We start from the raw sequence: 12,410 nt of genomic DNA, 5'->3' as shown, positions 1-12,410 counted from the left end.
TATTTTTTTCTGTAAAAGGAGTTGTTTTCTTGAATATACATGAACAGAAGATAACACCGGAATGTTTGGAAAAGGCTGCGGACCAAGTTGAAGATAAGCGGGAAGAATATAAGGATGTGCTGCTGCAGCTGAAAAAAATGCTTGGCGGGACAACACCGCACAGTGAAACGGCGGAAATTCTTTCGCGAGCATATGAGCAAATGAAGGAATATGCACTTTTTGTTCAGTCGATCGAAGCATTTTTGAGGAAATCTGCGAACAATTTAAAAGTCAAATAAACAGGCTGCCGATGGGATCGGCAGTTTTTCTGTGAAAAGTATTCGGTCATATAAAAAAGGCTGCCTTTCTGTAAGGCAGCCTTTTTTGTTTATGATTGTTTATTCAGGCGCAGCGCAGAATGCTTCGTAGGTCCGACATACTGGTTTAGCGGGAAGGATTCTTTAATAGCAGCGGTAATGAATTCTTTCGCTGCGTAAATGGCTTCTTTGACTTCCGCACCTTTGGCGAGCTCCGCTGTCACGGCTGCTGAGAAGGTACAGCCTGCGCCGTGTGTATAAGGCGTATTGATCATTTCGCTTTCAAGGACTTCCGCTGTTTCTCCGTCGTAGAGAACATCAACGGCTTTTTCGTGTTTGAGTTTGCCTCCGCCTGTAATGACAACATATTGGGCGCCGAGTGCGTGAATTTTTTTCGCGGCTTCGATCATATCGTCAACTGTTTTTAGTTCATCCATGCCGCTGAGCTGGCTGGCTTCAAACAGATTCGGCGTAATGACAGTGGCTAGCGGCGCTAATTGTTCACGCAGGGCTTGGGCGTGCTCCGGATAAAGGACTTCATTAGCTCCTTTGCAAACCATGACCGGGTCAATCACCACATTTTTTAATTGTTTTTCTTTGATCGTTTTTGCTGCAAGCTCGATAATGTCAACGGTTGGCAGCATTCCTGTTTTCATGGCGTCCACACCGATGCCGTCCGTAATCGTTGCAAGCTGGGCACGAATTGTATCAGTATCGATCGGAAACACTTGATGGTCCCAGCTGTTATTCGGGTCCATCGCAACGATCACCGTTAAGGCGGTCATCCCGTATACGTTTTTTTCTTGAAATGTTTTTAAATCAGCTTGAATCCCAGCACCGCCGCTGGAATCTGAGCCGGCAATGGTGAGTGCTTTATGCATAGACATGTCTTGAACCTCCATCATGTTTTGTCTTTCATTATAGTTAGATTTTCTCTGTATCACAATATAGAAGAACGATAGGAATCATTTGACAATATCAAGAGGCTTTCGTAAAATGCTACATAAGAATACTAGGTAGGGGTTTTGTGATGTTAAATCGTGAGCTGGTGAAGGGCAGCACTGTTATATTGGTATTGACGCTTCTGAACGAGCGGCCGATGTACGGTTATGAGCTTGTAAAAGAAATGGGAAGCCGCAGCGGAAATGAACTGCAGATGAAAGAAGGGACCTTGTATCCTTCTCTTCACAAGCTTGAACGCCAAGGGTTTATTTCTTCATATTGGGAAAAGCAGGAGAAAGGGCCGGACCGCAAATATTACCGGATTACAGATGAAGGAAAAGAGGTGCTGGCGGAACGTACGAAGGAATGGAGCGTATTTTCCGCTATGATGGACCGATTGCTGAAACGGAGCGGGCAGAATGGATAAAGAAACGTATTTATCTGAAATCAAAAACGGGCTTAAGGAGCTTCCTGAAGGCGAGGCAGTGATAGAAGAGATTGAGAGCCATATTGAACATCATCTGCTTCACTCTCTTCAAGAAGGGAAGAGTGAGGCGGAAGCTATGCAGACTTTATTACTGGCATTCGGAACGCCTGCTGACATTGTTTCTTCGTTTAAAAAAGAACAGCCTGTAACGTTCCGTGCGTTTTTGATGTTCCATCTTTTCTGTAACAGCGCACTATTCGCTGTCGGCATCGCCATTACGATGATGTATGCCTGGCTTGAATCACCCATTGTTCATGCTATATGGAAAGGCATTTCTGTTTCTGTGTGGCTGATCTTAGCTGCATATATTATCTACTGGGTCCTGATTGGGTATCAAGGGGTGAGGGAGTTTGGAAAACGCGGAGAAAAGCTTGTTTTCCATACGATTCTGATCTCAATGGTGCCAAACGTCATTTTTATGCTTGTTTTTCTGTTCAATGTAATTCCTGCTGCGCTGTTTCAATCCTTGCTGACACCTTGGTTTGTCGGAACTTGTGCTTGTGCAACGCTGTTATTTCCGTTATTCGGCCGAATGGGCTGTTATATTGGCAGGCGTCAGCTTGCCTGATTTTTTAGGTATATACATAGAAATTCTATGTAAGGGAGGTGTATGTCGTGAGGATTAGCTCTTGTTTATATGGTTTTGTCGCTCATGGGGCAGTATTTTTGTTTACTGGTGGCTGCATGCTCTTGGCTATGTTAGCCAGCTTGCCTTTTGTTTTTCTGCTTGATTGGCTGCCTGATGTCGTCTTTACAGCCGGTGCCATTCTTATGCTGTTATGTTCATATGCTTATGTCTGGTTTTGGGCGGTCCGATTTGCATATAACCAGAAAATGCGCCTGTTCGAGGTTCAATTGGGGTCCTTTGTGTTGCTTGCCTTCATGATATCTTTGTTTTTATTGGATGGATCTAGTATGAAAGACATCGTGATGAATTGGGACGATGCAGGCTGTGCTTTTGTTCCGCCGGCTTTTACTTTTTTGTGTCTTTCTTATGCGCTGGTGCTGCTTCCGGTCTATCAATCTAAGCTGTGGCATCTCATCCTTCCGAATGGCGTCCGCCTGAAAGATCTTTTTCCTGTCTTTGGAGATCTGATACTGATCATGGTGCTTCTGATCGGAGCCACATTACTGTTTCTATCATTCTAGTATCCCGTTTCAGTAGGATATTCCCACTGATCTCCTGTCCAATATATGTTTTAATAGTACATGACTATGAAAATGAGAAGGAGAGCATCATGAAGATTTCTATCGTAATTGTGACCTATAATCGGATTCCGGCTTTGTGTGAGCTTCTGGAGTCGATTTCGCAGCAGACCTTGAAGCCGTATGAAATTATTATTGTGAATGATGCCGGGGAATCGGTCGTGCCGGTCAAAGCACTGTATCCGGAGCTGCCGATTGCTGTCATCAATTTAGAAAAGAACTCGGGGCATGTGGCTGCGAGAAATGCCGGTGTAAAAGAGGCGTCTGGCGATTGCATTATGCTTTGTGATGACGATGATTTCTTTACGCCGGGGCATGTGGAGAGAATGGCGAAGGAAATAGAAACGGCAGATTTTGTTCATGCTGATGCGGAAATCGTCTCGTTTGAAGAGAAAAACGGAACAAGATATCCAGTTTCGCGGAAGCTATTTGCTTATACCGCTGACTACGAGGATATGAGAGTGTTCTCTACATACGTGCCGTCGGGCAGCATGTACAGACGTTTTCTGCATGATGAAATCGGGTATTTCGATGCTGATGTGCACAATTATTGGGACTGGGATTTTTATTTGCGTGCGGCGAAGGAGTACCGGGTGAAGCGTGTCCCTTGTGCGAGTGTGATTTATGCCTTCAGTGACGCGGGAGACAATCAGTCCGCGGACCTTGGCGCCAAGCGGAAACAATATTTGGATCGTTTAAGTGAAAAGCACGGACTCGGGGAACTGCCGACGAAGAACTTTGCCGTCCTGCTTGAAGAGCCTGAGATGAAAAGACGGGAAGCACAAAGTGAGATCGTTTGGGATGGCAAACCTGTCTATTCCAGACTTCATCGTTCGTAAGGGAGGCCTGAATCTTGAAACAGCTTTTACAAGACAGCTGGTGGAATCAGCTGAAGGAAGAGTTTGAGAAACCATATTATCAAGAGCTCAGAGAAATGCTGAAGCGGGAATACGCGGAGCAAACGGTTTATCCGGACAGCCGGGATATTTTTAATGCGCTGCATTATACCCCATACGATGATGTCAAGGTCGTCATTCTCGGCCAAGATCCGTATCACGGGCCAGGACAGGCTCAAGGCTTAAGCTTCTCCGTAAAGCCAGGTGTGAAGCAGCCGCCTTCATTAAAAAATATCTTTCTTGAGCTGCAGCAGGACATCGGGTGCAGCATCCCGAATCACGGATCGCTTGTGAGTTGGGCAAAGCAAGGGGTTCTTTTGCTGAATACTGTGCTGACAGTAAGGCGCGGACAGGCGAATTCCCATAAGGGAAAAGGCTGGGAGCGTCTGACGGATCGGGTTATTGACGTGCTGAATGAAAGAGAGCGGCCGATTGTCTTTATTTTGTGGGGGCGGCATGCTCAAATGAAAAAAGAACGGATCGACACGTCCAAGCATTTTATCATTGAATCCACGCATCCCAGCCCGTTCTCTGCAAGAAACGGATTTTTCGGGAGCAGGCCGTTTTCCCGGGCGAATGCGTGCTTGGAGAAAATGGGAGAGGCCCCGATTGATTGGTGTATACCGGATTTGTAAAAAAGAAGCGCAGATATTCTGCGCTTTTTATTTAAGTATTTTCCGAATTATTTGCAGTCCGTTTTTGGAGGAAGGATAACGAAATGCGAAGTCGAAGCGGTTCGTTTGTTTGACGACGCTTTTTTTGTGCGTAAATGTGTTGAAGCTGTCAAATCCATGATAGCTGCCGATGCCGCTTTCTCCGACGCCGCCGAATGGCAAATACGGTGTCGCGACGTGCATTAATGTATCATTGACACAGCCTCCGCCAAACGACAGGTTTTCTAAAACTGCCCGCTCGATTTCTTTATTTGTGGTGAAGACATACAGAGCGAGCGGCTTTGGGCGCGATTTGACTTTCTCAATGACTTCGCCGATATCGCCGTATGTAAAGAGTGGAAGAATCGGCCCGAAAATCTCCTCCTGCATCACTGGAGAGTCATCTTTCACTTGCTCAAGAATCGTCGGGGCTATTTTGTGGTGATCAGGATCAGACTGTCCGCCTGTGAGCGGAACGCCATCATTCAGAAAGCTGAGCAGCCGCTGATAGTGGCGTTCGCTGACGATTTTGCCGTACTGCGGATTACGTTCGGGCTGAGGGCCGTAAAATTTAATGATTGTACGCTTCATTTCTTCTATGAGCTTCATTTTGACGTCTTCGTGGACAAATAAATAATCTGGTGCGATGCAGGTTTGTCCCGCATTTGTAAATTTCCCGAAGACAATGCGTTTGGCGGCAAGCTGTATGTCAGCATCCTTATGGACAATGCAGGGGCTTTTGCCGCCGAGCTCCAAGGTAACGGGAATTAATTGTTTGGCGGCAGCCTCCATGACGATTTTTCCCACGGCAACGCTGCCGGTAAAGAAAATATAGTCAAAGGGCTGCTGTAATAATGCTGTGCTGACGTCGGGCCCGCCTTCCGCCATAGCGACATAATCATTCGGAAAAACGCTGCTGATGAGTTTGGAAAGAACAGCGGAAACAGCCGGCGTATATTCTGACGGTTTGAGAACGACCGTGTTCCCGGCGGCAATAGCTCCAATTAAGGGAGAAAGCGCCAGCTGCAGGGGATAGTTCCAAGGCGCAATCACCAAAACGGTTCCATACGGCTCAGGGATGATGATGCTCTTGGAGCCTAGATGAGTCAGCGGTGTTTTGACTCGTTTTGGCTTGATCCATCTCCCCAGCCGTTTCATCACAAAGCTGATTTCCTCCAACACAATTCCGATTTCTGTCGTGTACGCCTCCTGTTCAGATTTGTGGAGATCCTGATAGAGAGCGGCTGTTAAATCGGCTTCATGTGTTTTGATGGCTTGTTTCAGCTTCTGCAAAATGTCCAGTCTCAATTCTAGCGGTCTCGTATGCCCCGCCGCAAAATAGGCTTTATGCTTGCTGACGATAGAGGGGATGCTGTTCATGCCGTCGCTCCTTTTTTGTAAGGTATGGTGATTTATTATGTGAAAAATCTCTTCTGCTTGTCAAATGCGCAAGGTTTGTCAGAAAAAATAACAAACTCATATCTGCGTTCGCGGCAGGAATTTGATAAAATGCAGGAAGACGACATTTATTTTTTGGAGGGTTCTTGATGAACATTCATATATCTGCTTTGATTCAAAAGATGGAAGAGGAGCTGAAAAAGGCAAAGACAGCTGAACGGGATGAGGAGCTGAAGCGTTACGTAGCAGTTGTCCGTTCGTTGTGTGACCTCGTGCTGGATCAGCCGGAGACCGCGAGCGCGCCCCGCATACAGCCGAGCAGCACGCCGAGTCCTGCCGCACCGCCATCGACAGACCAGCTGATGATGGAAAAAATGATGGGAAGCGCGGGATTAAACAAATATCGAAAGCAGGAAAAAGAGAAGCAGGAAGAGGACGGAAACGGAGAGTCTTTATTTGATTTTTAATGAGAAAGGTTGAGCTACGTGAAATTGGTTCTTGGTGCGCTGCAATGGACAGCGTTTATCATTGCTGCGGCGATTGTTGTTCCGGTGGCGGTTGCCCAGTCGTTTCATCTGGATCACTCAGATTCTGCGAGATTGATCCAAAGCACCTTTTTTGTGCTGGGAATTGCCGCCGTCATTCAGTGTTTGAAAGGCCACAGACTGCCGATCAATGAAAGCCCCGCGGGCTTGTGGTGGGGAGTGTATACGATCTACGCCGGGCTGACGGGAACTGTGTTTGCGACATATGGGGACACACTGCGCGGTTTGCAGGGAGCTCTTCTTGTAAGCGCTGTATGTTTCTTTTTGTTAAGTGTTTTCAAGGTCATTGACCGGCTTGCAAAATTGTTTACTCCGGTTGTCACGGGTGTCTATTTATTGCTGCTGGTGATGCAGCTGAGTCAGCCCATTATAAAAGGAATTCTCGGAATCGGCTATCGTAAGGACGGGGTGGACGGTCTTGTATTTGGCCTGGCACTTGTTGTGATCGCTGCCGCCTTTATGATGACAAATTCGAACATCATGTTTTTCAAGCAATATTCTATTTTATTGGCCCTGTTCGGCGGGTGGGTGCTGTTTGCGGCTGCTGGAGCGGCAAAGCCGATTGAAATGCCGGATCGGCTGTTTCAGCTGCCTTCCTTGTTTCCTTTTGGCGCCCCGTTATTTAACAGCGGCCTGATCATCACCTCAATTTTTATTACCATCTTGCTGATCGTAAATATGCTGGCGAGCATGAAGGTTGTGGACATCGCTGTGAAGAAATTCGGCAAACAGCCGGATGAACAGCATCATGAACGACATGCCGGTTTTGCCGCCTCATTCAGCCATCTGCTGAGCGGTTTGACAGGAGCCATTGCTCCGGTTCCGATTTCGGGAGCCGCAGGTTTTATTGAGACGACGAAAATGTCTTCTAAAAAACCGTTTATGATCGGCAGTATTTTGGTTGTCGTGATCAGCGTGATCCCGTTTTTTATGAATGCGTTTGCGAGCCTGCCGTCACCCGTTGGATTTGCGGTAAACTTTGTTGTGTTCTCCGCAATGGGAGGTCTGGCCTTTGCAGAATTTGATTCATATGAGAAAGCAGAATTAAAAAGGGTGCGGTCTGTCATCGGCATCTCGCTGCTGACAGGGGTCGGTATCATGTTTGTTCCTGAAACTGCATTAAAGGGATTGCATCCGGTATTGATTTCTCTGTTAAGCAATGGGCTCGTATTAGGGACGCTTGCTGCAATAGCGGCAGACCAGTTTCAGCTTTGGCGCAGGAGAAAATCCGACAATCTCGTGTCATCGGAGAACAAACGTTGAATTTTGGTTCAGGTGCGATAAGATAAATGATATGAGTTTAACGAAAAGGCGGGAGAGATAGATGAAAGTGTTTATCATATTAGGGGCTATTAACGCTCTGCTTGCCGTGGGACTTGGGGCATTTGGCGCTCACGGATTAGAAGGGAAAATTCCTGATAAATATCTTCAGGTGTGGCACACAGGCGTCCAGTATCATATGTATCACGCCCTTGGGCTTTTCGTTGTCGCGTTTCTCGCCGATAAATTATCCGGCATCGGCAGTGTCACGACAGCCGGCTGGCTGATGTTCGCGGGAATTGTGCTGTTTTCCGGAAGCTTATATATTCTCAGTGTGACGCAAGTCTCCATTCTTGGGGCGATTACCCCGCTCGGCGGTGTGGCGTTTATTATTTCTTGGATTATGATCGTTGTCGCAGCCGTCAAATATCTATAAACAAAAAAGCCAATCCTCATGATATGAGTGATTGGCTTTTTCTTTATCTTGGCGAATAGGACGACATGGAGTATGGATACGTATACGCAATTTCTTCATCAAATGTAATGTAATCGAGGTAGATTGTCAGGAGCAGGTAGCGTGTTCCTGATTTCGGGTCGCTGAGGATAATGTGATCCCGGCCCGCAGCCTCGATGACGCCGCGAAAGATCTTCGAGCCCCATTCCTTGCTGTTTTCAAATGTCATATAAATGGTAGCCGTTTTTCCCCGGTTCAGGCGCAAAATATTCTCAATGTAAGATTCCTCAACAGGCAGCATGCCGGGAACGCTTTGGCCCGGCGCTGACGGTGTCGGCCCCGATGGGATTTGAAACCCGCCGCCCTGCTGCTGGCCCGGGAAGCCGAAGCCCTGCTGTCCTTGCTGCCCCTGCTGCATTGGCATCATTGGCTGCATCCCCATCATCTGCATTTGTCCGCCTTGGCCTTGCTGCGGGTACGGATTGGCACCGTACTGAGGCTGATACCCCTGCATATTATCAAATCCCTGCATTTGCTGATATTGATTTTTTTTCGGTTTCATATCGTTCCTCCTTTTTATGAAAACCAATCAAAACATGTTCCGGATGTATAGATGAACGCTCCGCGATGACTCACCTCCGATGGAAAACGATCTTAGTCGCTGGTGCGATTTTTATCTCTTTCACCTTATGAGGCTGATGCTTGGAATATGCGGAAAAAGAGCAGCAGACGGCACAGATTTTGATCTGGGCAGCTGCTGTTTTTCGTAGACATACACAAACTTTTTGCATATTGGTTTGTATCCCTAGCGCAACTTGCGCATAAGCAACATAAGATAACGTTAGTTTCAGGTGTGAAGTTTCAAGAAGGAGGTGTAGGATTTGCCGAAAGTATCAGTCATTATGACGAGCTATAACAAAAGCGATTATGTGGCAAAGTCCATTTCTAGCATACTCTCACAAACGTTTTCAGATTTTGAATTGTTTATTATGGATGACAACTCCAATGAAGAGACGCTGAATGTAATCCGTCCTTTTTTGAATGATAACCGAGTGCGTTTTTATCAAAGTGATGTATCTGGAGTAAAGGAAAGAACGGAAAAAACGAGGTACGCGGCGCTGATCAATCAGGCGATTGAGATGGCGGAGGGTGAATATATCACCTATGCAACGGATGATAACATCTATATGCCGGACCGGCTCCTGAAAATGGTGCAGGAGCTCGATGCTCATCCTGAAAAGGCTGTGATTTACTCAGCATCCAAAACCTATCATTTAAACGAGCATCGCGACATCATAAAAGAAACTGTCAGGCCTGCCGCCCAAGTGACATGGAACGCGCCGTGCGCCATCGATCATTGTTCGGTGATGCACAGGTATTCAGTGCTTGAGAAGGTAAAGGAGGAGTTTGGCTCCTATTGGGATGAAAGCCCGGCGTTTTACCGGATTGGGGATGCCCGGTTCTTTTGGAGAGTCAATCATTTTTATCCGTTTTACCCGCTGGCTGAGGAGCTGGATCTGAATTATATTACCGACCAATCGATTCACTTTCAGCTGTTTGAATCAGAAAAAAATGAATTTGTCAGGAACCTTCCTCCGCAACGCAATTGCCGCGAGCTGCGGGAATCATTAAAAAAGCTTGGAATGGGGTGAGAGCTTGTCGGCCTATTTAAGCAACTATTGGGTGCTGTACCGGAAGTATGTGGAGCTTTTTGACAGACTTCGCTACAAGGGGATTCCGCTTGGGCTTATCAGTAATTTTTATCAATACATCAGCCCTGAGCTAAGGGTGATGATGGAAGAAGAACCGGAGTTATTCGGACCGGTGGATCAGCATATCGATGAAGGGCAGATTCAGCCGTTTTTTGAAGAAAAAATTAAAAATATAGTCAAAACAAACGATGAACCTGTTAAGGGGAAAGTCATTTTGCACTTTGATTACCTGCGTTTTTCAAACGAAAATTACTATCAATTTGACCCTGAAAAAACGGCTGTTTTGGCCAGATGGAGTTTGCCGCATTATTGTGATCTGCCTGTGATTAGCAAGCGTGAGATTGCCGAATCATGCCAAAAAGGCGATCCGAAGCCGTATCTCGAAACAGCCTGTTCGATTCTCGCCCCTTTTGAAGACCACCCGGCATTCGGTGATCAAGCATTTCGCGACCGGCTTTATAAAGATATTCCTTTATTTATGGAAGCCATTGATACGGTTGATACGCTGTTTGAGCAGGAGAAGATTTCGGCCGTTGTCGTCGGAACGGCAGAAGATATTTACAGCAGGGTGCTCGCTCTCATGTGTCGAAGAAAAGGGGCCGTCAGCATTTGCCTTCAGCATGGCGCATTGATGGGAGATGAAGCCTTCATTCCTGTTTTTACAACCTATCAAGCTGTTTTTGGTGCGTATGAAGCGGAGTGGTTCAAACGAAAAGGCTGTAAACCTGAGCAGATTCTCGTAACGGGACATCCCCGCTTCGATCAGATTTTTAACAGAACCCCTATGGACATGTCCACATTCTATCGAAAACTTGCTTTTCATCCATCTAAAAAAATCGTGCTCATTGCGACCCAGCCCTTTTCAGAAGATTTTTATTCAGGTGTGCTAGAAGGGCTTTCTGATCAGAAACAGCTGCAAATTATCATTAAACCTCATCCTTGGGAAATCGGAAAAAACAAGCTGGATCTATATCACGCTGCGGCGAAAAAACATAACGCATGCAGAGTCATCAAAAAGGAGCTGGATCTGTATGATTTGCTGCCGTATGCTGACGCGGCAGTGACGCAAACCTCAACAGTCGGACTTGAAGCCATGCTGTTTCAAAAGCCTGTGCTGATCGGGAAATCATCCGGAAACCGCTCGTATCCGTATTATGAGTCTCTTGGCGATTTTATGTTTGATCAGCCGGATGAACTGGCGCGCACCTTGATTGAGGTTCTTCGAAGTCCCGCCGTGCATCAAAAAGCAGAAGAGGCGCGTATGGCATTCACAGCTGCTAATTATCCGGTGGCAGAATCAACAAACGCTTTATTTTCGGTACTGAAAGCCAAAACAGGGGTTGATTACAGGCGGGAAGATACTGAATAAAATGATAGGAGCGCAAAGAAAATGGTGCAAAAGAGAAATCATTTTCTTCCTTACTCATTGCCGTTAATCGGCAAGGAAGAAATTCAGGAGGTTACAGATACGCTTGAATCGGGATGGCTCTCCAAAGGCCCGAAGGTTCAGCAGTTTGAAAAAGAGTTTGCTGCGTTTGTCGGGGCAAAGCACGCCGTGGCGCTGAATTCATGTACCGCTGCTTTATTTTTGGCTTTGAAAGCAAAAGGGATCGGGCCGGGTGACGAGGTCATTACCTCTCCGCTTACGTTCAGCTCGACCGCCAATACGATTATTCATACAGGAGCGACCCCTGTGTTTGCGGACATTGACGAAAACACGCTCAATATTGACCCGGCAAAGCTTGAGGCGGCCGTCACACCGCAAACGAAAGCAGTTGTACCCGTCCACTTCGGCGGGCAGTCCTGTGATATGGATGCGATATTGGCAATTGCCCAAAAGCATGGCTTATTCGTGCTGGAGGATGCAGCACATGCGGTGTATACGACTTATAAGCAAAGAATGATCGGTTCTATCGGGGACGCGACGGCATTCAGCTTTTATGCCACTAAAAACCTGGCGACAGGCGAAGGCGGCATGCTGACGACAGACGATGAGGAGCTTGCCGATAACATCCGGGTGCTGAGCCTTCACGGCATGAGCAAAGCCGCATGGAACCGTTATTCTTCAAATGGCAGCTGGTATTATGAAGTCGAATCGCCCGGCTATAAGATGAACATGTTTGATTTGCAGGCGGCTCTCGGTCTTCATCAGCTGAAACGGTTAGATGATATGCAGAAACGGAGAGAAGAGATTGCCGGCCGCTACCAAGCCGCTTTTCAGCAGATTCCGGGGCTGATCACGCCGTTTGTTCATGATGACGGAAGGCACGCCTGGCATTTATATGTTTTGCAAGTTGATGAAAAACAGGCCGGTGTCACGCGCGGCGAAATGATTACGGCTTTAAAGGATGAATACAATATCGGCACAAGCGTTCATTTTATCCCGGTACACACCCATCCGTATTATCAAAAGCAATTCGGGTTTAAGGAAGCGGACTTCCCGATCGCCATGAATTACTATAAACGAACCCTGTCACTCCCGCTCTATCCATTAATGTCTGACGAGGATGTAGATGATGTCATTGACGCTGTGCGGGATATCGTAAAAGGGGCTGGTTAAA

At 46.8% G+C, this 12,410-nt stretch carries 15 protein-coding genes; 12 read left to right on the top strand and 3 right to left on the bottom strand.

Translation table 11 applies throughout. The features are described from left to right. Nucleotides 1-29: 29 nt before the first annotated feature. The gene (locus GYO_RS41530) at nucleotides 30-278 is read left to right on the top strand and encodes a hypothetical protein (RefSeq protein WP_014115608.1); all 249 of its coding nucleotides are present in this window, start codon (nucleotides 30-32) and stop codon (nucleotides 276-278) included. Between the two features lie 89 nt (nucleotides 279-367). Here the strand turns inward: GYO_RS41530 and GYO_RS41525 are convergent, their stop codons facing one another. Further along, complete coding sequence (locus GYO_RS41525) at nucleotides 368-1,183, bottom strand: bifunctional hydroxymethylpyrimidine kinase/phosphomethylpyrimidine kinase (protein WP_041521101.1); 816 nt, start codon at nucleotides 1,181-1,183, stop codon at nucleotides 368-370. 143 nt (nucleotides 1,184-1,326) lie between these two features. Here GYO_RS41525 and GYO_RS41520 point away from each other — a divergent pair, with 143 nt between their 5' ends. The 5 genes from GYO_RS41520 to GYO_RS41500 all read left to right on the top strand — a co-directional run bounded on the left by GYO_RS41520 (nucleotide 1,327) and on the right by GYO_RS41500 (nucleotide 4,462). Further along, a complete protein-coding gene (locus tag GYO_RS41520; RefSeq protein ID WP_014115606.1) occupies nucleotides 1,327-1,665 on the top strand; it encodes a PadR family transcriptional regulator in 339 nt (112 codons plus the stop codon). After that, on the top strand, nucleotides 1,658-2,293 hold the full coding sequence (locus GYO_RS41515; RefSeq protein ID WP_014115605.1) for a permease prefix domain 1-containing protein: 636 nt from the start codon (nucleotides 1,658-1,660) through the stop codon (nucleotides 2,291-2,293). Before GYO_RS41520 ends, GYO_RS41515 begins: the two co-directional genes overlap by 8 nt. A 47-nt stretch (nucleotides 2,294-2,340) precedes the next feature. Next, nucleotides 2,341-2,874, top strand: a complete 534-nt coding sequence (locus GYO_RS41510) for a hypothetical protein (RefSeq protein ID WP_041521100.1) — start codon at nucleotides 2,341-2,343, stop codon at nucleotides 2,872-2,874. An 89-nt stretch (nucleotides 2,875-2,963) separates the two neighbouring features. Beyond that, nucleotides 2,964-3,770 (top strand): glycosyltransferase family 2 protein, encoded by an 807-nt coding sequence (locus GYO_RS41505; RefSeq protein ID WP_014115603.1) that lies wholly within the window; start codon nucleotides 2,964-2,966, stop codon nucleotides 3,768-3,770. A gap of 14 nt (nucleotides 3,771-3,784) precedes the next feature. Beyond that, nucleotides 3,785-4,462, top strand: coding sequence for a uracil-DNA glycosylase (locus tag GYO_RS41500; protein ID WP_014115602.1), 678 nt, complete (start codon nucleotides 3,785-3,787; stop codon nucleotides 4,460-4,462). A 27-nt stretch (nucleotides 4,463-4,489) separates the two neighbouring features. Here GYO_RS41500 and GYO_RS41495 read toward each other — a convergent pair whose 3' ends face one another. After that, a complete protein-coding gene (locus tag GYO_RS41495) occupies nucleotides 4,490-5,860 on the bottom strand; it encodes an aldehyde dehydrogenase (RefSeq protein WP_041521099.1) in 1,371 nt (456 codons plus the stop codon). Nucleotides 5,861-6,027: 167 nt separating this feature from the next. Here GYO_RS41495 and GYO_RS41490 point away from each other — a divergent pair, with 167 nt between their 5' ends. From GYO_RS41490 to GYO_RS41480, 3 genes are all read left to right on the top strand, one after another. Then, nucleotides 6,028-6,345: a YwdI family protein gene (locus GYO_RS41490; RefSeq protein ID WP_014115599.1), complete on the top strand. Its 318-nt coding sequence runs from the start codon at nucleotides 6,028-6,030 to the stop codon at nucleotides 6,343-6,345. An 18-nt stretch (nucleotides 6,346-6,363) separates the two neighbouring features. Next, nucleotides 6,364-7,686: a purine/pyrimidine permease gene (locus GYO_RS41485; RefSeq protein ID WP_014115598.1), complete on the top strand. Its 1,323-nt coding sequence runs from the start codon at nucleotides 6,364-6,366 to the stop codon at nucleotides 7,684-7,686. Between the two features lie 61 nt (nucleotides 7,687-7,747). Further along, on the top strand, nucleotides 7,748-8,119 hold the full coding sequence (locus GYO_RS41480; RefSeq protein ID WP_003222123.1) for a DUF423 domain-containing protein: 372 nt from the start codon (nucleotides 7,748-7,750) through the stop codon (nucleotides 8,117-8,119). Between the two features lie 43 nt (nucleotides 8,120-8,162). Here GYO_RS41480 and gerQ read toward each other — a convergent pair whose 3' ends face one another. Beyond that, nucleotides 8,163-8,699: a spore coat protein GerQ gene (gene gerQ / locus GYO_RS41475; protein ID WP_014115597.1), complete on the bottom strand. Its 537-nt coding sequence runs from the start codon at nucleotides 8,697-8,699 to the stop codon at nucleotides 8,163-8,165. A 319-nt stretch (nucleotides 8,700-9,018) separates the two neighbouring features. Between gerQ and spsA the strand changes: the two genes are divergently transcribed. From spsA to GYO_RS41455, 3 genes are read left to right on the top strand one after another with little or no spacing between them, the layout of a single operon-like run. Next, on the top strand, nucleotides 9,019-9,789 hold the full coding sequence (gene spsA / locus GYO_RS41465) for a spore coat dTDP-glycosyltransferase SpsA (protein ID WP_014115596.1): 771 nt from the start codon (nucleotides 9,019-9,021) through the stop codon (nucleotides 9,787-9,789). Nucleotides 9,790-9,793: 4 nt separating this feature from the next. After that, nucleotides 9,794-11,218, top strand: coding sequence for a CDP-glycerol glycerophosphotransferase family protein (locus GYO_RS41460; RefSeq protein WP_014115595.1), 1,425 nt, complete (start codon nucleotides 9,794-9,796; stop codon nucleotides 11,216-11,218). Between the two features lie 21 nt (nucleotides 11,219-11,239). Next, nucleotides 11,240-12,409: a DegT/DnrJ/EryC1/StrS family aminotransferase gene (locus GYO_RS41455; protein ID WP_014115594.1), complete on the top strand. Its 1,170-nt coding sequence runs from the start codon at nucleotides 11,240-11,242 to the stop codon at nucleotides 12,407-12,409. The last annotated feature ends 1 nt before the right edge of the window (nucleotide 12,410 follow it).

It is taken from the genome of Bacillus spizizenii TU-B-10, from assembly GCF_000227465.1.
GTDB classification, from domain to species: Bacteria; Bacillota; Bacilli; order Bacillales; family Bacillaceae; genus Bacillus; species Bacillus spizizenii.
Note: the sequence above shows the minus strand (reverse complement) of the source record. Positions and strands in the feature narration are given on the sequence as shown.

Excerpts from the sequence above, each read along its gene's own strand:
- GYO_RS41525 (WP_041521101.1), bottom strand. The coding sequence starts at position 1,183 with ATGTCTATGCATAAAGCACTCACCATTGCCGGCTCAGATTCCAGCGGC.
- GYO_RS41520 (WP_014115606.1), top strand. The coding sequence starts at position 1,327 with ATGTTAAATCGTGAGCTGGTGAAGGGCAGCACTGTTATATTGGTATTG.
- GYO_RS41515 (WP_014115605.1), top strand. The coding sequence starts at position 1,658 with ATGGATAAAGAAACGTATTTATCTGAAATCAAAAACGGGCTTAAGGAG.
- GYO_RS41505 (WP_014115603.1), top strand. The coding sequence starts at position 2,964 with ATGAAGATTTCTATCGTAATTGTGACCTATAATCGGATTCCGGCTTTG.
- GYO_RS41495 (WP_041521099.1), bottom strand. The coding sequence starts at position 5,860 with ATGAACAGCATCCCCTCTATCGTCAGCAAGCATAAAGCCTATTTTGCG.
- GYO_RS41490 (WP_014115599.1), top strand. The coding sequence starts at position 6,028 with ATGAACATTCATATATCTGCTTTGATTCAAAAGATGGAAGAGGAGCTG.
- GYO_RS41480 (WP_003222123.1), top strand. The coding sequence starts at position 7,748 with ATGAAAGTGTTTATCATATTAGGGGCTATTAACGCTCTGCTTGCCGTG.
- gerQ (WP_014115597.1), bottom strand. The coding sequence starts at position 8,699 with ATGAAACCGAAAAAAAATCAATATCAGCAAATGCAGGGATTTGATAAT.
- GYO_RS41455 (WP_014115594.1), top strand. The coding sequence starts at position 11,240 with ATGGTGCAAAAGAGAAATCATTTTCTTCCTTACTCATTGCCGTTAATC.